This is a genomic window from Natronobeatus ordinarius (assembly GCF_024362485.1).
GTDB classification, from domain to species: domain Archaea; phylum Halobacteriota; class Halobacteria; order Halobacteriales; family Natrialbaceae; genus Natronobeatus; species Natronobeatus ordinarius.
Genome location: NZ_CP101456.1, coordinates 2,420,034 through 2,440,749, shown reverse-complemented (window position 1 = coordinate 2,440,749; position 20,716 = coordinate 2,420,034). Strand labels below are relative to the sequence as shown.

Annotated in this window: 22 protein-coding genes and 1 pseudogene; 11 read left to right on the top strand and 12 right to left on the bottom strand. The window is 65.5% G+C overall.

Annotation, left to right across the window (positions count from 1 at the left end):
- Positions 1 to 280 precede the first annotated feature (280 nt).
- The 3 genes from NMQ09_RS12505 to NMQ09_RS12495 all read right to left on the bottom strand — a co-directional run bounded on the left by NMQ09_RS12505 (position 281) and on the right by NMQ09_RS12495 (position 1,958).
- The gene (locus NMQ09_RS12505; RefSeq protein ID WP_255190913.1) at positions 281 to 682 is read right to left on the bottom strand and encodes a helix-turn-helix domain-containing protein; all 402 of its coding nucleotides are present in this window, start codon (positions 680 to 682) and stop codon (positions 281 to 283) included.
- Between the two features lie 93 nt (positions 683 to 775).
- Positions 776 to 1,807 (bottom strand): sulfite exporter TauE/SafE family protein, encoded by a 1,032-nt coding sequence (locus NMQ09_RS12500; RefSeq protein WP_255190912.1) that lies wholly within the window; start codon positions 1,805 to 1,807, stop codon positions 776 to 778.
- A 1-nt stretch (position 1,808) separates the two neighbouring features.
- A complete protein-coding gene (locus NMQ09_RS12495) occupies positions 1,809 to 1,958 on the bottom strand; it encodes a DUF7512 family protein (protein ID WP_255190911.1) in 150 nt (49 codons plus the stop codon).
- 709 nt (positions 1,959 to 2,667) lie between these two features.
- On the opposite strand from NMQ09_RS12495, the gene NMQ09_RS12490 reads away from it, so the two are divergent.
- The 3 genes from NMQ09_RS12490 (at position 2,668) to NMQ09_RS12480 (ending at position 4,699) form a co-directional block, all read left to right on the top strand.
- Positions 2,668 to 3,108: a thioredoxin family protein gene (locus tag NMQ09_RS12490; protein WP_255190910.1), complete on the top strand. Its 441-nt coding sequence runs from the start codon at positions 2,668 to 2,670 to the stop codon at positions 3,106 to 3,108.
- Between the two features lie 126 nt (positions 3,109 to 3,234).
- Positions 3,235 to 3,774 (top strand): DUF1684 domain-containing protein, encoded by a 540-nt coding sequence (locus NMQ09_RS12485; RefSeq protein WP_255190909.1) that lies wholly within the window; start codon positions 3,235 to 3,237, stop codon positions 3,772 to 3,774.
- Positions 3,775 to 3,901: 127 nt separating this feature from the next.
- Positions 3,902 to 4,699, top strand: a complete 798-nt coding sequence (locus NMQ09_RS12480; RefSeq protein WP_255190908.1) for a ZIP family metal transporter — start codon at positions 3,902 to 3,904, stop codon at positions 4,697 to 4,699.
- 146 nt (positions 4,700 to 4,845) lie between these two features.
- Here NMQ09_RS12480 and NMQ09_RS12475 read toward each other — a convergent pair whose 3' ends face one another.
- The 3 genes from NMQ09_RS12475 to NMQ09_RS12465 are packed head-to-tail and all read right to left on the bottom strand — an operon-like array spanning position 4,846 to position 7,009.
- Positions 4,846 to 5,304 carry a YeeE/YedE family protein gene (locus NMQ09_RS12475; RefSeq protein ID WP_255190907.1) on the bottom strand — a complete coding sequence of 153 codons (459 nt, stop codon included), beginning with the start codon at positions 5,302 to 5,304 and terminating at the stop codon, positions 4,846 to 4,848.
- Positions 5,301 to 5,792: a YeeE/YedE family protein gene (locus tag NMQ09_RS12470; RefSeq protein WP_255190906.1), complete on the bottom strand. Its 492-nt coding sequence runs from the start codon at positions 5,790 to 5,792 to the stop codon at positions 5,301 to 5,303. The genes NMQ09_RS12475 and NMQ09_RS12470 overlap by 4 nt, the downstream gene beginning before the upstream one ends.
- Before the next feature lie 20 nt (positions 5,793 to 5,812).
- Positions 5,813 to 7,009: an MBL fold metallo-hydrolase gene (locus tag NMQ09_RS12465; protein ID WP_255190905.1), complete on the bottom strand. Its 1,197-nt coding sequence runs from the start codon at positions 7,007 to 7,009 to the stop codon at positions 5,813 to 5,815.
- Between the two features lie 243 nt (positions 7,010 to 7,252).
- Here NMQ09_RS12465 and NMQ09_RS12460 point away from each other — a divergent pair, with 243 nt between their 5' ends.
- Both NMQ09_RS12460 and NMQ09_RS12455 read left to right on the top strand, forming a co-directional pair.
- Entirely contained in the window at positions 7,253 to 7,498 is a 246-nt protein-coding gene (locus NMQ09_RS12460) for a sulfurtransferase TusA family protein (RefSeq protein ID WP_255190904.1), read from the top strand.
- A 1-nt stretch (position 7,499) separates the two neighbouring features.
- Positions 7,500 to 8,066: a DsrE/DsrF/DrsH-like family protein gene (locus tag NMQ09_RS12455; RefSeq protein WP_255190903.1), complete on the top strand. Its 567-nt coding sequence runs from the start codon at positions 7,500 to 7,502 to the stop codon at positions 8,064 to 8,066.
- 64 nt (positions 8,067 to 8,130) lie between these two features.
- Here the strand turns inward: NMQ09_RS12455 and NMQ09_RS12450 are convergent, their stop codons facing one another.
- Entirely contained in the window at positions 8,131 to 8,517 is a 387-nt protein-coding gene (locus NMQ09_RS12450) for a ubiquitin-like small modifier protein 1 (protein WP_345781264.1), read from the bottom strand.
- A gap of 124 nt (positions 8,518 to 8,641) precedes the next feature.
- On the opposite strand from NMQ09_RS12450, the gene NMQ09_RS12445 reads away from it, so the two are divergent.
- A complete protein-coding gene (locus NMQ09_RS12445; RefSeq protein WP_255190902.1) occupies positions 8,642 to 10,042 on the top strand; it encodes an FAD-binding oxidoreductase in 1,401 nt (466 codons plus the stop codon).
- A 5-nt stretch (positions 10,043 to 10,047) separates the two neighbouring features.
- Positions 10,048 to 11,451 (top strand): NAD(P)/FAD-dependent oxidoreductase, encoded by a 1,404-nt coding sequence (locus NMQ09_RS12440; RefSeq protein ID WP_255190901.1) that lies wholly within the window; start codon positions 10,048 to 10,050, stop codon positions 11,449 to 11,451.
- A 37-nt stretch (positions 11,452 to 11,488) separates the two neighbouring features.
- Here the strand turns inward: NMQ09_RS12440 and NMQ09_RS12435 are convergent, their stop codons facing one another.
- The gene (locus NMQ09_RS12435; protein WP_255190900.1) at positions 11,489 to 12,163 is read right to left on the bottom strand and encodes a hypothetical protein; all 675 of its coding nucleotides are present in this window, start codon (positions 12,161 to 12,163) and stop codon (positions 11,489 to 11,491) included.
- Positions 12,164 to 12,353: 190 nt separating this feature from the next.
- Between NMQ09_RS12435 and NMQ09_RS12430 the strand changes: the two genes are divergently transcribed.
- The 4 genes and pseudogenes from NMQ09_RS12430 to NMQ09_RS12415 all read left to right on the top strand — a co-directional run bounded on the left by NMQ09_RS12430 (position 12,354) and on the right by NMQ09_RS12415 (position 16,899).
- On the top strand, positions 12,354 to 13,016 hold the full coding sequence (locus NMQ09_RS12430) for a helix-turn-helix domain-containing protein (protein WP_255190899.1): 663 nt from the start codon (positions 12,354 to 12,356) through the stop codon (positions 13,014 to 13,016).
- A 76-nt stretch (positions 13,017 to 13,092) separates the two neighbouring features.
- On the top strand, positions 13,093 to 14,142 hold the full coding sequence (gene dph2 / locus NMQ09_RS12425) for a diphthamide biosynthesis enzyme Dph2 (protein ID WP_255190898.1): 1,050 nt from the start codon (positions 13,093 to 13,095) through the stop codon (positions 14,140 to 14,142).
- A gap of 79 nt (positions 14,143 to 14,221) precedes the next feature.
- Positions 14,222 to 15,274, top strand: a pseudogene (locus NMQ09_RS12420) (NAD(P)/FAD-dependent oxidoreductase); the annotation flags it as partial.
- A gap of 257 nt (positions 15,275 to 15,531) precedes the next feature.
- The gene (locus tag NMQ09_RS12415) at positions 15,532 to 16,899 is read left to right on the top strand and encodes a sodium-dependent transporter (protein WP_255190896.1); all 1,368 of its coding nucleotides are present in this window, start codon (positions 15,532 to 15,534) and stop codon (positions 16,897 to 16,899) included.
- A 16-nt stretch (positions 16,900 to 16,915) separates the two neighbouring features.
- On the opposite strand, the gene NMQ09_RS12410 is transcribed toward NMQ09_RS12415, so the two are convergent.
- The 4 genes from NMQ09_RS12410 to NMQ09_RS12395 all read right to left on the bottom strand — a co-directional run bounded on the left by NMQ09_RS12410 (position 16,916) and on the right by NMQ09_RS12395 (position 20,704).
- Complete coding sequence (locus tag NMQ09_RS12410; RefSeq protein WP_255190895.1) at positions 16,916 to 17,236, bottom strand: hypothetical protein; 321 nt, start codon at positions 17,234 to 17,236, stop codon at positions 16,916 to 16,918.
- A 132-nt stretch (positions 17,237 to 17,368) separates the two neighbouring features.
- Positions 17,369 to 17,587: a YgaP family membrane protein gene (locus NMQ09_RS12405; protein WP_255190894.1), complete on the bottom strand. Its 219-nt coding sequence runs from the start codon at positions 17,585 to 17,587 to the stop codon at positions 17,369 to 17,371.
- Positions 17,588 to 17,764: 177 nt separating this feature from the next.
- Positions 17,765 to 18,847 carry a glutamate--cysteine ligase gene (locus tag NMQ09_RS12400; protein WP_255190893.1) on the bottom strand — a complete coding sequence of 361 codons (1,083 nt, stop codon included), beginning with the start codon at positions 18,845 to 18,847 and terminating at the stop codon, positions 17,765 to 17,767.
- A 387-nt stretch (positions 18,848 to 19,234) separates the two neighbouring features.
- A complete protein-coding gene (locus tag NMQ09_RS12395; protein WP_255190892.1) occupies positions 19,235 to 20,704 on the bottom strand; it encodes an aldehyde dehydrogenase family protein in 1,470 nt (489 codons plus the stop codon).
- Positions 20,705 to 20,716: the final 12 nt, after the last annotated feature.

The following is a 20,716-nucleotide window of genomic DNA, read 5'->3' as shown; positions in this document are numbered from 1 at the left end:
ACCATACAATATCGGGCGTGCGGTGGCTCGACTGTCGGCTCATCTGGGGTCGACGAACGTCGTAACCCGCTCCGCTCGAGCACGGTGCTTTGCGCCGCAGTTCAGCCTGGTGGCCCGGATCGAACGCCGGTAATGCGGTTCAGTACGGTGCTGAAAGCCGAGCACAGCCGTTCGTCGACTAGTCACTCGACGAACCCTGTCTCTGAACAGTAGTGGGAAAAAGAGGAAGAGATGTGCAAATCGAAGTGAGAGTCGAACTCCTGTTGACGCCCGCTCCGGCTCAGTTTTCGGCCATCACTTCCTCGACCCGCTGGTCGTACTTATCCTCGAACTCCTGGATGAGCTGGCCCATCTTGGCGTACCAGTCGTTGAGCATCCGCTGCATGTCGTCGGCGATCTGCTTCGGGTCGGTCGGGTAGTAGACGTGGTAGTAGCCACCCTGGTCGTAGTTGACCTGTTCTTTCTGGATGAAGCCGGTCTGGAGCAGCCGCTGGATCGAGCGGTACGCGGTCGATCGCTCGCGATCGACGCGTTCGGCGACCTCGTCGATCGTCAGCGGTTCGTCGCTCTCGACGAGCGCACGGAAACACTCCTTGTCGAGCTGTTTGAGACCGTGAATACACTCCAGCAGCCCCTCACACTGCATGTCTTGCTGCAGGTATTCGGACATCGAGTTTGCCATCGTCTTGCCGGCAATAGGGGATGCGGTGCTAAAAGGGTTTTGTGTATCGTGTACAATGCCGGTTGCCGAACCGTGGTCGAGCGGAGAAAGTGCTCAACCCGTCGACGGCGCTTCTGCGGCTTCAGTACGGAGGGTCGTGATCGTACTGTAGATGATGGCTCCGCTGACCAGTAGCGCCGAGCCCATGATCATCACGAAGCTGACGGTGTTCAGGACCTCGAGCGCGAGGGCGTTGGCGAGTTCGCCGACGGCGACGGCGACGGCACCGCCGAGCAGCATCAGCCCGAAGTAGATCTTGATCCCGCTCTCGTCAACGATGGCCGTCGCCGCCGAGCCGATCCGTGCGCCGAGTGCACTCCCGGCGAGCAGCGGGCCGACGATCGTGAGGTCGACGCCGCCGCCCTGGGCGTAGAGGAACGCACCGGCTCCGCCGGAGATGACGATCTCGAAGAGGTCGGTCCCGACCGCAACCGGCACCGGCACGCCGATGAGATAGAACATCGCGGGCATGCGGATGAAGCCGCCGCCGACGCCGAGGAAGCCCGACAGCAGTCCAGTCACGAGCGCGACGGCGAGAATCATCCACAGCGAGACCTGGACGCCACCGCGGAGGGTGATCATCGGCGGGAGGTGGTACGACTGGATCTTCTTCGCGATGTCGGGGATGTCGTCCGGATCGATCTCGGCGTCCGGATCGTGGTGGCCACCGCCGCCACCGCTGCCGTCGTCTTTCAGCGCGGTGTAGGTGACGAACGCGCCGATGCTCCCGAGCAACAGCACGTACATCACGCCGATGATGATCTCGGCCGTCCCGAGCTCCTCGAGGTGGAACACGAGCATGCGGCCCACCTCGATGCCGGTGACGGTCCCGACGATCATCAGGCCGCCGAGTTTGTAGTCGACCTGGCCCAGGTCGTGGTGTTTCAGCGTCGCGATGACGGCCGTCCCGAACACGAACGCCATTCCACTGCCGACGGCGACCCGAGCGGGGTAGCCCATCACCAGCAGCGCGGGCGTCACGAGGAACGACCCGCCCATGCCGAAAAAGCCGAACAGGATGCCGACCATGAAGCCGAAGCTAACGAACAGCGCAATCGTCGTGAGTGCGATTCCAAAGAGCTCCATGTTACTTCCTCGTGATCGTTTCGATCAGGGGTGGTGCTGCGACGCGTTCGACGGCGCCGTAGCCGACGTAGAGCACGACTGCCTCGACGAGTACGGCACCGACGAGCACGGCTGCCTGCACGGTTGGCGAGAGCCCTTCGATGCCGATCACAGGTATCGACCCCCGTCTGCGTTCGGTTGTGTGTGAATCATGGGTTTCTACTCGGTACTCTCTACCCCGGGGTAGCGTATAACGCTTTTGGGCTAATTGTACAATATTACTACCACCTATCCCACTACTATCCTACTGGAATATTCTAATAAGTTATGGGAATATATTTGGGTTCCTATCAACAGATCTCGTCCTCCAGGCGCTCTAAGCCCATTTCGCACGGCATTTGAATAGCGATCGACCTCGAAGATCGCACAACAGTCTCATCGATCAATAATTTTCACGTGTCTCCTCTGCTCTACCGAACATAATCAGAGTAGTATTTAATATAGTATTGCACAATATTCACAATATAGTTTCCTCCCTTCGCGTACGAGAGCAGCGGATGCGATGGTCCGTTCGGCAACCGATGAGGAACCCGCCCTGTGTTCGCCGCGATGCTCGAGCGAGACGGCCATGTGGTTCGAATCGTTGCCGTCGTCTCGCAACCACGTTCAGACCACGCGAGCGCCTACTCGAGGTGGTACCGCTGGGGCAGAGCGATCGTCGTCATTGGAACGGTTTCCACTCGATTACAGCCGAGCAGCCAGCCCCGGCAACGAGACTGAGGCTGGCGGACGTTCGTGGTCGGGTGTGCAATTTCTCTTCCAATCGCTATTGCACGAACCTCACCTAACTGTTATGGCGACCGAGTGCGTATCGGCTCGTGATGAGCGACTCCATGGACGTCGACGACGAACGACAGCGGATCCGTGAACGGAAGAAACGAGAGCTGCAACGCCGACTCGAGAACGAAGCCGATCCCGGCAATCACGGCGCCGGGTCCGAGAGCCCGAGCGAGCCGATCGCGATCGACGGCCCCAACCACCTCGAGGAGGTCGTCGCGTCGTACCCGGTCGTCCTCGTCGACTGTTACGCCGACTGGTGTGGGCCCTGTCAGCTGCTCGAGCCGACGATCCAGGCACTGGCTGCGGAGACCGACGCCGCCGTCGCGAAGGTCGACGTCGACCGCCACCAGCGCCTCGCTCAACAGCTGGGCGCCCGTGGCGTCCCCACGCTCGTGCTCTACGCCGACGGCCAGCCGGTCGAGCGGACGGTCGGCGCCCAGTCTCGCGCGACGCTCGAGGGACTGATCGAGCAGCACAGCTAGCGGTTCCTCGAGCGTCGATGCTCGAGGGAGACAGAGTGTGTCGCAGGCACGCGGACCGACGGCGTCGACTCGAGATAATCGAGAACGAGGTGCCGAATTTACAGCCGTGCCCCACGTACGTGCACCATGACGACTGACTGGCGGCGGACGATCGAAACGCAACGCGAGGGGAAAGACCAGTACTTCGCCGAGCATCCCCACTCGCCGATCCCGCCCGAAGAACGCGACGCGTTCGACGGCCTCGAGTACTATCCGATCGACGATGGCTACCGGTTCGAACTGCCGTTGCACCGCTACGACGAGCCCGAACGGGTCGTCGTCGGGACGAGCACCGACGGCGAGCAGGAGTACCTGCGCTGGGGCGAGTTCCGGTTCACCGTCGACGGCGAGAAGGTCACCATCCAGGCGTACAAGTCCGACCCGAACGACGAGCGACTCTGGGTCCCCTTCCGCGACACGACCAGCGGCGAAGAGACCTACGGCGCCGGCCGGTACCTCGACCTCGAGGAGAAGCCACACCGAATGGGTGAGGACACCTGGATCCTCGACTTCAACGAGGCGTACAGTCCGACCTGTGCGTACTCCGATCTGTACGAGTGTCCGCTCCCGCCGATGGAAAACTGGCTCGAGGTGCCGATCGAAGCCGGCGAGAAGGCGTATCGCTAGAGTACTCGTTGAAACGATTTACACCCGATCACGAACGCCTCGTCACGGCGAAGTCGGGCGATCGAGCCAGTCGAGGAGACGACCGCCACTGGCGCTATATACGTCCTGTTCGATGCAAGACCCATAGATGGAGTTCGTGGAGAGCCTCGCGCTGGTGTTCGTCGCGGGGTTCATCACGGCGCTGGCGACCGGACTCGGCGCGCTGCCGTTTTTCTTCTTCGACGAGATCAGCGACCGGGGTAACGTCGTCCTCTGGGGACTCTCCTCGGGAATCATGGTTTCGGCGTCGGTGTTCGGCCTCATCGACGAAGGACTCGCGGAGGGGACGCCACTGCAACTGCTCGTGGGGATGGCCGTCGGCGTCTTGCTCGTCGTCGTCGCCCGTGACGTCCTGATGGACGCCGACATCGACCCGCGCGAGTACGAGGAGGCCGACTTCAAGAAACTCGTGCTCATCCTCGGCATCCTGACGGTCCACAGCTTCCCCGAAGGTATCGCCGTCGGCGTCTCCTTTGCCGACCTCGGCCTCGAGGACGGAGTGGCGTTCCTGGGCGTTACCGTCCCCCTGTTGGCGATCTTCATGACCGTCGCGATCTCGATCCACAACGTTCCCGAGGGGACGGCGATCTCGATCCCGCTGAAGGCAATGGGCGTCTCGAAGTGGAGGATGGTCTGGTGGGCGGTCTTCTCGAGTCTCCCCCAGCCGATCGGAGCCGTAATCGCGTTCGCGTTCGTTCGGATCGCCCGTGAACTCCTCCCCTACGGCTTCGGCTTCGCCGCCGGGGCGATGATCTACCTCGTGCTCACGGAGTTCGTTCCAGAGGCGCTCGAGATCGGCGAACGGCTGCCGAGCGGTGGCAAGCCCGAACTGGTGGTCGGAATCGTCCTGGGTGTCCTCGTGATGGTGCCGCTGGCGTTCATCTAGACGAGAAACTCTGGTGGTGGGACCACCTGACGCACCGACGGCCAGCCCGCTACCGACGATCTCGCTGAACGAGACCGGCACTCCGAGCAGTTCCATCGGTCGTGTACGAAAATGATGCAGCCTCGAGCGACGTTCGAAGTCGTGGGTCAGTCGGCGCGTGCCGGTGCGGATTCGGACGCCGCGGCCCGGCTCCGCCAGACACCCTGGAGATAGGCGCCGGCGAACATACCGGCGATCGCCCAGAGGATGGTGACGTTGCCGATGCCGAGGCTGGCGTAGGCCGCGCCGGGACAGATTCCGGAGAGGCCCCAGCCGACGCCGAAGACCGCGCCGCCGATCAGGACGTTACGGTCGAACGACTTCAGCCGGCGGCCGTAGGTCCGTCCGGTCAGCGGCGCGCGATCGGTGACCATGGGCATCACCGTGAAGGCGATCCCGGTGACGATCGCCGCGCCGAACATGACGAACAGCAGCCCGAAGTCGGTGAACTGGAGGAAATCCAGCACCACCTCGGGACGGGCCATGTGGCTGAAGCCAAGCCCGAAGCCGAAGATCAGCCCGCCGACGAAGATCAGCGGCATGAACAGGGGATGGCGACCGCTCATGGCGTCACCCCCACCGCCTGGACGAGCTGGGCGGTCACGATCGCGACCAGCAGGAACGTCATCACACCGGCGATCGACGTCTTCGAGGCCGAACCGACGCCACAGACGCCGTGCCCGGAGGTACAGCCCTTGCCGATGCGGGTGCCGATGCCGACGAAGAGCCCGCCGACCAGCAGCCGCCAGGGCTGGACGTCGGTCGTCCAGGCCTCACCCTGCCAGAGGACGGCGTAGACGGCCGCCCCCAGGATGATCCCGATCGTGAACACGACGCGCCAGTCCCGGGAGGCGCGGTACTGCTGGAACCGTGACTGGTCCGAGACGTACGACAGCGTCGACTCGAGGAAGGTGCTCGCGCCGGCGTGGATGCCCGTCCCGAGGTAGATGACGACCGCGCCGAGGCCGACGAGTAGTCCGCCGACGGCGTAGCGCTCGATCCCGTGGGGGAACAGCTGGTCAGCCAGCGACAGGGGAATGAGTTCAGCGAACATTCCTTAACGGATCACTCGGTTCAGTCACCCGTCAGCGCGTCCTGGCTGGCGGCGCAGTTGTTCGGACCGAGCTCGAGTTCGAACGCCTCGTCGTCGTCCTCGACGTCGTTCTGGCCGAGGTTGGTGGGGATGATCGTCTCGTAGTTGGCCGGGCGCGGGGGCATATCAGAGAGGACCAGCTCGACGAACGCGTCTTCGTCCATCGAGAGGGCGTCCATTTCGGCTTCGAGCTGGCCGATCGGCGCGGTGTAGGTGCCGTCCTCGGCGGGTTCGGCGGCGTCGCTGAAGTGGGCACCACCGATCAGGGTCTCGTCGGGGAGCGTCAGCACGCGCTCTTGCAGAGATTCGTAGAGCATGCTCGCGGCTTCGGGGGCGCCGTCGTCACCCTCCTCTAAGTCTGGTCGGGCGACGCTCTCGGTGAACAGCCCGTCACCCGTCGCGAGCACGCTGTCACCGATCAGGTACGACGTCATGTCGGTGGTGTGGCCGGGCGTGTAGACGGCCTCGACGGTGACCTCACCGACCTGGAACTCGTCGCCGTCCTCGGCGAGCGTCACCTCGTCGACGTAGGTCGCGCCGCGGTCGGCGGACTTCTGGGGGATGACGCCCTCGACGCCCTCCTCGACGAGCGCGCGCACACCAGAAACGTGGTCGGCGTGCATGTGCGTGTCGAGTGCGTACGTCAGTTCGACGCCGAGTTCCTCGGCGTCTTCGAGATAGCGGTCGGTAAACGCCCGAAGTGGGTCGATTACGGCGGCTTCGTCACCGTCGTAGACGAGGTATCCCAGGCAGCCACTCGAGGGACGCTGGTACTGCACCACCGTGCCAGGGCCGTCGTAGCGGCTGACCTCGACGGCCTCGTAGATGCGCGCCCAGCCGTTCATCCCGTCCTCGAGGTGGACGGCGTCGTAGCCGTTGTCGATGAGGACGGCCGCAACGTGCTCGCTCGAGCCACCTTTCGCACAGAGCACGACGATCTCGCGATCCTCGGGAATCGGCTCGAGCACCGACTCGTCGACATCCTCCTCGAGGAACTCGAAGTAGGGAACGTTGATCGACTCGGCGTTCTCGCCGTCGATGTGCCACTCCTCGTAGTCAGACGCCATCCGGGCGTCGAGGATCGTTACCGCTTCACCCGCGTCGATTCGCCCCTTCAGCTCCTCGGGGACGATCGATTCGACCGGAACGTCCGGCGTTGGAAAGTCCATGTCGTCCATGTTGTACATCCCTCCCTACCGGCCGCTCCCACATAAGAGTTTGCATAGTATTTCCCAAATAGCACAATACAGCGTGTGGCGGAAAAACAGCCTAATTGAGCCCATTCCGCGTGTGAAGCGTTGGGTTTGGCAGTATCGAACATTCCTCGTCGAAGGTGGCTGTTCGGAGGTTGTACAAGAATCGATATTCTTATAACCCTGCAACCAATATTGTGTGGTAGCTCCAATACAGAGAACTAGACCATGAGCACAGAATTCACCGTTACGGAGACGCTCGACGTGAAAGGACTGTCCTGCCCAATGCCCATCGTGAAGACCAAGCAGGCGATCGACGACCTCGAGGCCGGCGAGGTGCTCGAGGTGGTCTCGACCGACTCGGGCAGCATGAGCGACATTCAGGGCTGGGCCGACGGCACCGACGGCGTTTCCCTCCTCGAACAGGATGAGGGCGACGACGTCTACAAACACTACGTCGAGAAGACCGACTGAGATGAGTACGGACACGCCAACGCCAGCGGACGATCCAGCCGAACTCCAGGCGCAGCTCGAGGCACTCGAGGAGCGCCTGACCGACCTCGAGGCGGCCGAGGGCGACGACCAGAAGCAGATGACGATCATCGCCACCAAGGGCAGCCTCGACATGGCCTACCCGCCGCTGATTCTGGCGAGTACCGCCGCCGCATTCGGCTGGGACGTCGTCGTCTTCCACACCTTCTGGGGGCTCGACATCCTCCACGAGGAGAAGTCGAAGAAGCTCAAGCTCTCGGCTGTCGGCAACCCCAGCATGCCGATGCCCAACGCGCTCGCGGCGCTGCCCGGCATGGACGCGATGGCGACGAAGATGATGGCGAAGAAGATCGACGACAACGGGACCGCCACCATCGAAGAGCTCATCGAGCTCTCACTCGAGTCCGGCGTCGACCTCCAGGCCTGCCAGATGACCATCGAGCTGATGGGCTACGACGAAGCCGAGTTCTACGACGGCGTCACCACCGGCGTCGGCGCCGCCACCGCCCTCCAGCACATGGCCGACGCCGACGTCCAGCTCCTCGTCTGAGCCGGCCGGTTCGACTCGCTTCTCGAATACCACGGCCCTCGAGCCGCGGGACCCGGCGACCCCGTCACGTCGGCGTGTCGGTACCGCACACCGCTCCGCCGTACACCGACGGCACCAGCCGGAAGACGTCGCCGTCCTCGAGGACGGTCTCGAGGCCGTCGAGATGACGAATATCCTTCTTGTTCTTCGTGACGACCGTCTGGCCGGCCAGACCGGCCCCGTCGACGAGTCGGTCTTCGAGGACCGGATACGCCGCCTCGAGTTCGCAGAGCAGATCGCCTACCGTCTCCCCGTCGGGCTCCCAGACCACGCGCTCCTCGCCGACGTCCTCGCGAAACGGACCGAAGAAGATACACTCGAGCTGCACGTGCGGAAGTTCCTCCCGGTAGCCCTTGTACTCACCGGCCACGGATTGGTGTGGAATGGTCTTCGCTCGATGCGTCGGGCTCACGACGTGGCCTCCTCGCGAGTGGCTGGTGTCTCTCTGCAGCGACTGCACGAACAGCAGGGGCTGCCAGAGTGTCAGCAGGTAGCTATCTATCCCGCCGTTTCGTACGTCACGGGAGGCGTGACAGATGACCCTCGACTCCCCACTCGACGAACCGGCGTACGAAACGCTCGCCCGGCAGATCCACGGTGAAACGCTCCGACCCGGTGACGATGGGTACGACGAGGCCCGGACGATCTGGAACGCGATGATCGATCGGCGACCGGCCGTCATCGTTTGTCCCACCGGCGCGGCCGACGTGATGACCGCGGTCGCGTTCGCCGGAGAGCACGACCTCCCGCTCGCTGTCAAGGGCGGTGGCCACAACGTCGCCGGCAACGCCGTCTGCGACGACGGTCTCACGATCGACCTCTCCCCGCTGTCGTCGGTGCGGGTCGATCCGGGCGAACGAACTGCCCGCGTCGGCCCCGGGGCGACGATGGCCGACCTCGACCACGAGACGCAGGCGTTCGGGCTCGCGACGCCCGCCGGCTTCAACTCGGAGACCGGCATCGCCGGGCTCACCCTCGGCGGCGGCTTCGGCTGGCTCTCGCGCAAATACGGGCTGACGATCGACAACCTCCGCTCGGTGGACCTCGTCACGGCCGACGGCGAACTGGTGCACGCCAGCGAGGACGACAACCCCGACCTGTTCTGGGGGGTCCGGGGCGGCGGTGGCAACTTCGGCGTCGTCACCGCCTTCGAGTTCGACCTCCACGAGGTCGGGCCGGAGATCCTGGCCGGGTTGATCCTCTACCCGGCCGAGGACGCCCCCGAGGTGGTCCGCCACTGGCGGGATTTCGTGGCCGATATCCCCGACGAACTCACCGTCTGGGTGGTCGTCCTGACGGCGCCACCGTTCCCGTTCGTTCCCGAGGCGTACCACGGGAGCGCGGTCGTCGCAGTCGTCCCCGTCTACGTCGGTGATCCCGAGGACGGGACGGCGTTGCTCGAACCCCTGCGGTCGTTCGACGATCCCATCGCGGACAACGTGGAGCCGCGCTCGTACGCGGCGTGGCAGCAGTTCTTCGACCCGGCGTACGCGCCGGGCGCCCGGAACTACTGGAAATCGCTGAACTTCGCCGCCTTCTCCGACGAGACGATCGACGCCTGCCTCGAGTACGCCCTGGATCGACCGACTCCGGAGTCGAAGTTCGCCATGGCTCACCTGGGGGGTGCCACTACCCGCGTCCCGGCGGACGCGACCGCTTACCCCCACCGCGACACCGAGTTCGTCGTGAACGCGGTCGCGCGCTGGACCGATCCGGAACAGGACGAGGAGTGCATCGAGTGGGCGCGGGAAGCCCACGCCGCCCTGGCCGAGCACTCGACCGACGGAACGTACGTGAACTTCGTCAGCGAGCGGACGGGCGAGGAGCGCGCCGCCTACCGCGGGAACTACGACCGACTCGTCGAACTGAAGACGGCGTACGATCCCGAGAACCGCTTCCGGATGAACCAGAACGTGCGGCCGAAGCCACGAACGTAGCGTCGATGACCCTCTCGACCGTTCCACGATACGACGGCACTCGAGGCGCCGAACAGGGCGGGCACGCGGTGGTGATCGGGGCCGGGATGGCCGGCCTGCTCGCGGCGCGGGTCCTCGCGGACGAGTTCGACCGCGTCACGGTCGTCGACCGGGACCCGCTGCCGGACGAGCCGATCGCTCGCCGCGGCGTTCCGCAAGCCGAGCACATCCACATCCTGCTGGAAGGCGGACGAGCGACGCTCGAGGACCTCTTCCCCGGATACGGCGCGGAACTGCTCTCGAACGGCGGGCTGGTGATCGACGCCGCTCGCGACGTCAACTTCTACGCCGAGGGGGACTTCCTCGCCGAGGGGCCGCGACGGATCCCACTGTACTGTGCGACCCGGCCGCTGTACGAGCAGGCGATTCGCCGTCGGGTCGCCGACCTCGAGGCGGTCCGCCTGCGGCCGGGCTGTCGGTGGCGAGACTACCTCGTCGACGAGCGCGCGACGACCGTCGAAGGCGTCGCGGTGACGGACGGGAATTCGGGGACCGAAGAGCTTCCCGCCGAACTGGTCGTCGACGCCACCGGTCGGACCAGCCGGACGCCGGCCTGGCTGGACCGACACGGCTACGCGCCGCCCGCCGTCGACGAGGTGTCCGTCGACCTGGCCTACAGCACGGTTCTCCTCGAGCGTCCCGCAGACGACCGTCGTGCGTTCGTCGTGACGCCCACGCCACCACGGACTCGCGGCGGCGCGGTCCACACCGTCGAGGACGACCGGTGGGTCGTGACGCTGTTCGGGCTGCACGGGGACCACCCGCCGACCGATCCGGCGGCCCTCGAGGAGTTCGCCGCGGGGCTCCCGACGCCGGAGTTGCACCGCCTCCTCCGCGAGCAACCGCGGGTTTCCGAAGAGGTCTCTCACTACCGGTTTCCGGCCAACAGGCGGTACCGCTACGAGGACCTCGAGCGATTTCCCGAGGGCCTGGTCGTCGTCGGCGACGCGATCGCGAGCTTCAACCCGATCTACGCCCAGGGCATGTCGGTCGCCGCGTTCGAGGCCGTGCTCCTCCGGCGCGCGCTGGCGGCCGGCGGCCGCGACGACCTCGCACTGCGGTTCTTCGAGCGGGCCGCGGAGACGATCGACGCCGCGTGGGCCATGGCCGTCGGCTCCGACCACCAGTTCCCCCAGACCACCGGGCCGAAACCGCGAGGGACCGACGTGATGAACCGATACCTGTCCCGGCTGCTCCGCAGGGCCCACGCCGACGGCGTGCTGGCCGACGCCTTCTTCCGCGTCCTGCTGATGGAACGGCCCCCCAGTTCGCTGCTGCACCCCGGTATCGCCTGGCGCGTGCTCGAGCCCACGCGATTGACCCGAGGAGTCTTCTCGCGTCCGAGTCGCGAACCGACACACGGCCAGTGAGAACAGCGTCCGAACGCCGTTCACGACCCCCGGACCTTCACCGTGCCGGGGCGAATCGAGGGGCGTGAACCCGGAGCGCGTAGCCGATGAGCGGAACGCCGACGACCGTCGGTCCCAGCCAGCGAAGCAGCGGCGGCACCATCGTGAGATTGACCGTGATCGCGGCGGTCACGGTGGCGATGTACGCGCCACCCATGAACCCGATATGCCAACGGATCCACGGGGGCCGATCGGCAGGTGGCCGGCGGAACTGCAACAGCTGCGCCACGGCGAAGCCGGCGCCGATGCCGCCGAACGCGGCCAGCGCCGGGGCCAGCCCGGGCGACGCAGTTACCGTCTGCCAGCCACCCACGCCCACCATCACCCCGCCGACGACGACCATCGACCCGTGACCGGTGTAGTCGAGGGCCGTCGGCGCCGTCAGCCCGGCGCGTCGTCGCCCGATGGCCCGGTACCCGCCGAAGACCAGGTAACCGCTGAAGACGGTGATCGCCAGCAGGAACCAGTTCGCGGTCCAGATCGCGAGCGGGGCCGCCGTCACGACGACGACGACCATCGTCAGCACGTACGCGAGCCCGGCGACGTTGTGCCGTCTGCCGCCTTTTCTCGTGACGATCGCGCCGATTCCCGCGCCGAGTGCCACGACGCCTGCGACGACGTGGACACCCAGGACGAGGTCGGCGACCAGCGAGTCGACAGTCGACTCGATCACCAGTCAGCCCCCTCCCGACGATCGGGCGCAGCTTCGAACGTATCAAACATACGATTATTCGTCGGGCCGCCGTGGAGGAATAGATTTCCCCCACATGTTGGGTTGGTGCGCTGGCAGCCGGCGCTCGTCAGCGATGCCGACCGGCAGAAACCCCAAACTGTTGGTACCCAGCCGTGAAGTGGCCGACAGGATGATTACGGCATCGTTACGGATCCAGTTGCCCGAGGACGTCTGGATGGCGGACGTCTCTCGAGCGTTTCCCGACGCGACGTTCCGTCTGTTGACCGGCGTTCGAACCGGCGAGTCGGCGGTCGAACTGGGCGAGGTCGTCGCCGAAGAGCCACGGGAGATCTCGGAGCGAATCGCGGCTCACCCGTCGGTCATCGCCTACCAGCGCCTCGAACTGGCGGACGACCGCTCGCTCGCGAAGTACGAGACGACCGATACGCGGCTGTACGCGTTCGTCGAAGCGTCCTCGCTTCCGCCGGAGTTCCCCATCGTCGTCGAAGACGGCTGGTACGAACTGGACTTCACCGGCACGCGTGCGCAGTTCGACCGGCTGCGAGCCGCGCTCGAGCAAGTCCCTCGCCCGTACGAACTCCAGTCGCTCGTCGAAACCGACGAGACGGCCGACCTGCTCACCGACAGGCAGCGGGAGGTGCTCGAGGCGGCGCTCCGGGAGGGCTACTTCGAGGTCCCCCGCGAGTGCACGCTCGAGGAGCTCGCCGACGACCTCGGGATCGACAAATCGACGGCGAGCGGGATCCTTCGACGCGGCGAGCGCCGGGTTCTGGCGCACGTGCTCACCGGCGTCCGTGGCGAGCGGCTCCGCGAATCCGAGGGGGTGCGCTAAACGCGCGATTCGAGTGGCAGGCTTCGCCAGGGTGGAAAGCGGGGCCGTTTTACGTCCGTGACCGCAAGGGAAGCCAATGAGCCAGGAGTCGGAGTACAGCGACGGCGACCTCCGAAACACGGGAATGCGGTTGAAACACGACCGCGAGTGGGACTACGAACTCGAGCGAATCGTCGACGCCATCGAGGAACGCGACGCGACGACGGTCGGGCTGCAGTTCCCCGAGGGACTGAAACGCCGCGGACCGCAGGTCGCGGACGACCTGCGTGAACTCGTCGGCGACGACGTGACGTTTCTGCTCTCGGGCCAGCCGTGTTACGGCGCCTGCGACCTCGACACGTACCTGATGCGCCGGACGGACGTCTTCGTCCACTTCGGCCACTCCCCGATGAAGGAGTCGGAGAAGATCATCTACGTTCCGCTGTTCTCGAACGTCGAGGTGACGCCGATCATGGAAGAAGCGCTCGAGACGCTCGAGTCGCCGGAGGAGACACCCGAAATCGGCCTCGTGACGACCGCCCAGCACATGAACCGTTTCGAGGAGATGTGTGACTTCCTCGAAGAGCGGGGCTACGAGGTCATGACTCGCCGGGGCGACGAACGACTCACCCACGAGGGACAGGTGCTCGGCTGCAACTACGCGAGCGCGGACGTCCCCGCCGACCAGGTGCTGTACGTCGGCGGCGGCAAGTTCCACCCGCTCGGGCTGGCGATGGAACACCCCGACAAGCACGTCGTCATCGCCGACCCCGTCAACAACGTCGTCACCGTCGCCGACACGGAGAAGTTCCTGAAACAGCGCTACGGCGCCGTCCACCGCGCGATGGACGCCGAGAAATGGGGCGTCATCTTCTGTACCAAGATCGGCCAGGGCCGGTGGGACGAAGCCCAGGAGATCCTCGAGGACAACGACGACGCCTACCTCATCACGATGGACGAGGTCACTCCCGACCGCCTGCGAAACTTCGACATGGACGCGTTCGTCAACACCGGCTGTCCGCGGATCACGACCGACGACGGCCCTCGATTCCACAAGCCGATGCTCACCCCCGGCGAGTACCGGATCGCCGTCGGCGACGAACCGCTCGAGAACCTCTCGTTCGACACGTTCCACGGCACCTGGTAGGAGCGCTCGGGCGACCGACACGACGCAAAGCGGACCGATTATACGTTTCTATCGGCTAGTGGGTGTCATGACCGACGAGGCGACCGAGTCCAACGGAGACGTCGTCGAGCACCGGAAACTGCTCATCGCGGGCACGGGAATCGCCGGCCTCACGGCGGCGATTTACGCCGGCCGGGCGAACAACGAGCCGCTCGTGCTGGAGGGCGACGAGCCGGGCGGCCAGCTGACGTTGACGACCGACGTGGCGAACTACCCCGGATTCCCGGAGGGGATCAGCGGGCCCGAGCTGGTGAACGAGATGAAAGCCCAGGCCGAGCGCTTCGGCGCCGAGATCGACCACGGCGTCCTCGAGTCGGTCGACGCCTCAGAACGGCCGTTCCGCGTCGAGTTGACGAACGGCGACGTCTACACGGCCGACGCGATCATCGCCGCCTCCGGCGCGAGCGCGCGCACCCTCGGCGTGCCCGGCGAGGACGAGCTGATGGGCTACGGGCTCTCGACGTGTGCGACCTGTGACGGGGCGTTCTTCCGCGACGAGGACATGCTGGTCGTCGGCGGCGGCGACGCCGCGATGGAAGAGGCCCACTTTTTGACGAAGTTCGCCGACACCGTCTACCTCGCCCACCGCCGCGAGGAGTTCCGCGCCGAACAGTACTGGATCGACCGCGTCGAGGAGAAAGTCGAGGCCGGCGAGCTCGAGATCATGAAAAACACCGAACTGCTCGAGGTCCACGGCTCTCCCGAAGACGGCGTCGACCACGTCACGCTCGTCCACAACGAGAACGGCCACCCGACTGACCGGCTCGACGAGTCCGAAACCGAGCGGTTCGACTTCGACGTCGGTGCCGTCTTCCTCGCCATCGGCCACACCCCCAACACCGACTACCTCGAGGACACCGGCGTGCAGATGGACGACGAAGGCTACCTGAAAACCAAAGGTGGCACCGACGGCGGCCAGACCGAAACCGACGCCCCCGGCATCTTCGGCGCCGGCGACGTCGTCGACTACCACTACCAGCAGGCCGTGACGGCGGCGGGCATGGGCTGTAAAGCCGCCATCGATGCCGACGCCTACCTCGAGGAGCTCGAGCGCGCCGAGACCGCGACCGAGACCGCCCCAGCCGACGACTGATAATGACGGTTGTAACTGGTTACCGGTGATCGCCCCACCGGGACGGCGATCACCGGTAAGAGACTACAACCATCGTTATGAGACGGTCTGGCTCTCGCACCTGTCTGGATAGGAGAGCGTTTCTGACCGGTCACCGCCTGGTTACTTTCGCTCGTTCTCTCCGCGTGCGCCACTCTCACCGCCGCTCGTCGAAGGGCCACGTTGACACCTGAAACCGTACTCGGGTTTTTTTGACGCATCTCTCGGCCGACCTGTCGATGAGTTCCCTCGAGATTCCGCGAGAGACCTGGGCCACGCGCACCGGGTTCATCCTCGCGGCGGTGGGAAGCGCCGTCGGGCTCGGGAACGTCTGGCGCTTTCCGTTCCAGGTCGGACAGGAAGGCGGCGCTGCCTTCCTGCTGATCTACCTGCTATTCATCGCCGCCATCGGATTTCCGGCGATGCTCGTCGAGTTCGTCGTCGGGCGGTACACCGAACGGAACCCGGTTGGGGCGCTCCAGCAACTCGCGACCGGGCCCGCCCGATACATCGGCTGGATCTTCATCGTCACCGGCTTCGTCATCCTTTCCTACTACAGCGTCGTCGCCGGCTGGACGGTCCGGTACTTCCTGCTCGGGCTACAGGACGGCTACATCGCCGACGCCGAGGGCTCGGCCGAGCAGTTCGGCTCGCTCGTCGTCGGCCTCGAGATCGCCCTCCTGCACGCGCTGTTCATGGCCGTCGTGATCGTCATCGTCGCCTTCGGCATCCAGCGCGGGATCGAACTCGCGGTGAAGGTGATGGTGCCAGCGATCATCGTCATCGTGCTCCTCCTGGCTGGCTACGCGTTCACGCTCGAGGGGGCAGGTGAGGCGTACGCGTACTATCTGTCGCCGGATTTCGGCGTCCTCGCCGCTGACTGGCAGAGTATCGTCCCGGCCGCGGCCGGGCAGGCGTTTTTCACCCTCTCGCTCGGCATGGGCGTGATGATCACCTACGCCTCCTACCTCGCCGAGGACCGTAATCTCGCCGAGGACGGCGCGATCATCATCGGCTTCGACACTGGCATCGCGTTCGTCGTCGGGCTGATCGTCTTCCCGATCCTCTTTACGGCCGGTGTCGACCCCGCCGATCCCGGCGCGGGCGCGATCTTCGTCAGCCTCGCGGCCGCGTTCGGCGAACTCACGTTCGGCTGGCTGATCGGCGCGATCTTCTTCGGCACCGTCGCCATCGCCGCGCTCTCGAGTGCGATCAGCATCATGGAGGTCGTCGTCTCCTACCTGATCGACGAGAAGGGAGTCAGCCGGGTGACCGCGACGGCCGGAATCGGCGGTGCGATGTTCCTGCTGGGGCTTCCCGTCACGGTCGACCTGATCTTCCTCGACCTCCTCGACCTGTTCGCCGACCAGATCCTGCTCGTGCTCGGCGGGCTGTTGCTCGCCATCTTCGTCGGCTGGGTGATTCCAGAACTCGCACGGGACGAACTGAGCCTGGGTATCGGCAACCTGGGATCGCTCGGTGAGCTCTGGATCTGGCTCGTCCGCGTTCCCGTGATCCTCGTGCTGCTCGTCGCACTCGGCCTCGGTGTACTCGATTACGTCGACTTCCTGACGGGGCCGTTCGCGGAGTGGCTCGGCGGCGCGTGAGACCCCGCGTGCTCCGTCAGTCCGCAGCCCAGACGTTCGGCAGCAAGCCGAGTCGACCCCCGAGAAGCAACAACAGCCCGAGGAAGATCGACGACGTGAACAGCACCTGCAAGAGCGTCTCGCCTTCGATCCCGAGCCCGACGATCACGGCGGCACCGACCCATACGAGCCAGCCGAGGGCCTCCCACACGAGTCCCTGATAGAACCGCCACACCGCGAGCGAGAGGACGAACCCGCCGAGCAGCGCCGACAGGAGAATCGGCTCCGGATCGACCATCGTCGTCAGCACGATCACCCCACCGAATCCGAGGACGGCCACCCAGTCGAACGCGTCCATCGCCATGCTCGAGGGTTTCGTGCAGAGGAAAAACGTGTGTCGATCTATACCCGGGGTCGAGTGCCGTCACGTCGTCGGACAGCTCGACCCGAATCGTTCCGTCTCGAGTCAGTCGTCACCTCACGACGGCCCTCACTTCCGTTTGCAGGTGTCGACGCCGAGGAGCTGGTACATCGGACACGACTGGAACGCCCCGGTTGCCACCAGGACGAGGCCGACGACCAGCGCGATCGCCCCGACGACGGCCCCGAATTCGAGGACCTCGACGAGAGCCGCGATTCCGACGACGGCGAGCAGGATGCCGACGACGAGCCGTGCTGTCCGATCGAGTCCACCGACGTTCGTGTTCATGGGTGGGACGTCCACCCACGACTGAATAAACCGTCTGGTACGTTCGTCGAACAGTGCAGTGACGATGCCGAGCCGGGTTACCATTCTCGGTGCTGAATTCTCGTGAGACGATGGTACCCCACAGTTCGAACCGAACGGGGACGGCGATCCCGACGAGCGACGCGTAGAAACGACTAATCAGGCCGTCTCTATGAGCAGCGACTCACACAGCGCGTCGACACCCGCTTCCTCGAGAAGCCGGCGCTGTCGGCTCGAACCGCTCTCGCGCTCGTATACCGCCTTGATGCCGTCGATCCCCAGTCGCTCACACTCGCGATCGACGACTTCGCCGAGGTCGACGGTGCCCTCGAGGTCACGATCGATGAAGTCGGCGTCGTGTCCGTAGCGGATCGCCCGCCACTTGTTCTCGTCGAGCAGTTCGCGACGGTGTCGGTAGCCGGGCGTTCCGTCCGCGTACTCCTCGGCGAGGCTCTCGACGAGCGCGTGGGAGTACTCGACGAACGCCATCACGACGTCGGCGTCGGCCTGGCCGTCGGGCGTGCGGATCTCGACCGTCCCGTGGCCCGTGTGCGGGCGGACGTCGAACCAGAGTTCGCCGCGGTCGCCGATCGCGTCGGTCTCGAGCATCAGACGCTCGTACTCGTCGAACGCCTCGTAATCCTCGAAGTGCGTCGGCATTCCGGTGTTCGGCAGCCCCTCGAAGATCTTTGCGCGGGCGGACTCGAGGCCGGTGTCGTAGCCGTTCCAGTACGGTGAGTTCGCCGACAGTGCGAGCATGATCGGTACGTACCACCGCAACTCGTTCGCGATCCAGACCGCCTTGTCGGCGTCGTCGACGCCCACGTGGACGTGCACGCCGGCGGTGGTGTTGCGGTGCTGAGGGTACTGGATGCGGTCGAGCTGGGAGCGGTAGCGGGGCTTTTCGGCGTGCTCGAGTTCGCGCCACGTCGCGAGCGGGTGGAGACCCGCGGCCGCGACCTGAAAGCCGTGGGTCGCGGCGTGTTCGACCAGCGCTTCGCGAACCTCGAGCATCGTTCCGTGTGCCTCGTCCAGGGCTTCGATCAGCGGCGTCTGGGTCTCGATGACGAACTTGAACAGCTCGTGATCGAGGCGACCGTCGAGGATCTCGGGCGGGTCGTGTTCGTAGACGAGTTCGTCAGATCCGCTCGTGGGGCGGCCGTGCTCGTCGACGACGAAAAACTCCTCTTCGATACCCAGCGTACCCATCCGCGTGAACGATTCCGGCGACCCGCGTTCCATCGTTTCCCCGTTTCGGCTCCGGTGGTAAATACGGTTTGGAGTCGGCAGCGTCCGGGATGTGGTCCGGGTTCGGGCGTTTGAACGCCGTCGCTCGCAGTGCTCAACGGCTTTGAAGAGTATCACCCGGAACACTAACGTCCAGCCTCATCCCGTGGCGGCGTGCCGCGTCGGCTGGCTAACCCTCGTGCCGGGTGGGGACTATCCCAGTGTGTCGCGCGCCCGGGTTCGCCGTGCTGTCATCGCACCCGTGTGGGTCGGCTCGGCCGGGGACTTGAGGCACGCAGTGGTTCTAGGGACCGACCGGTAGAAAACGCTTTCCCGTCGCCCGATCGACGGCCGGACACCGCGATCCGGGGGCTCGAGTCGGCGTCGTGAATCCGTTCGCCGTCAGAGCACGATACTCTTCTGGCGCATCATCGCGTGGATCGAGGCGTCGATTCCCTCGCGACCGATGCCGGAGTCTTTGTTGCCGCCGAAGGGAATGTCTCCCAACCCGTGGGAGGGGGCGCCGTTGATCCGGACCGCGCCAGCGTCGACCCGGTCGGCAACCTCGAGCGCGCGGTCGTAGTCGCTCGTGAAGACGGCCGCGTCGAGCGCGAGGTCGGAGCCGTTGGCGAGCTCGAGGGCCTGCTCGCGGTCTTCGAACGCCGTGACGACGGCAACGGGTCCGAACTGCTCCTCGTCGATCAGTCGGGCGTCGTGGGGGACGTTCGCGAGCAGGGTCGGCTCGAAGAACTGGGAGGCGAGTTCGTCCGGGACACCCTCGGGAGCGCGGCGTTCACCGCCGCGGACGAGGTCGGCGCCCTTCTCCACGGCGTCCTCGACGAGTGCCGCGACGTAGTCGGCCTGGGACTCGTCGATGAGCGGGCCGAAGGCAGTCCCCTCGTCGAAGAGATCGCCGGCCTGCCAGGCGTCCATGGCCGACTCGAGTCGGTCGACGACCTCGTCGTGGACCGACTCCTGGGCGAGTACGCGGGAGACGGCCGAACAGCGCTGCCCGGCGTACTTGAACGACCCTTTCGCACAGGCGCCGGCGACGGCCTCGAGGTCGGCGTCCTCGAAGACGATCGCAGGGGCGTTGCCACCGAGTTCCATGTGGAGGTTCACCATCCCGCTCTCCCGGGCGACGTGTTTGCCCGCGCCCGAGGAGCCGGTCATGGCGATGCAGTTCACCCGGTCGTCACCGGCTAAGACGTCGCCGATCTCGCTCGCCGAACCCGGAACGAAGTTGAACGTGCCGTCGGGCATCCCCTCAACCCCCGAAACGACGTCGGTGAGGATCGCTGCCGAGATGGGTGTCTTGCTCGCGGGCTTGAGGACGACGCTGTTGCCAGCGGCGAGGGCGGGTGCGACCTGCAGGGCGGTGGTCGCAAGCGGATAGTTGTAGGGCGTGATACAGAGTACCGTTCCGATTGGCTCGTGTTTGACGATCGCGTTCCACCCCTCGTGTCCGTCGGTCGATCCCTCGCGGAACTCGCCGTTGCTGACGACGGTCCGTGCCTCCTCGGCCCCTCGTCGAAAGCGCTCGGCGGCTGCACCGACCTCACCGCGCGCCGAGGAGATCGGCTTCCCGGCCTCGCGGACGATCACCTCGGCGAGCTCTTCCTCGCGTTCTTCGAGCCCGTCGGCGATTCGTTCACACCACCGTGCCCGTTCGACGACCGTCGTCTGGCGCAGCTCCGACTTGATTCGGTGGGCGGCGGCGAGCGCCCGTCGGGCATCCATCGGCGTGGCGGCCGCGACCTCCGCGAACGTGGCTCCGTCGGCCAGATCGGTGACCGAAAGCGTTCCCTCGGTCTCGAGCCACTCGCCGTCGACGTACAGTCGCTCTCTCCGGTGTGCGATTCTCGTTGCCATAGCGTTCCGTAG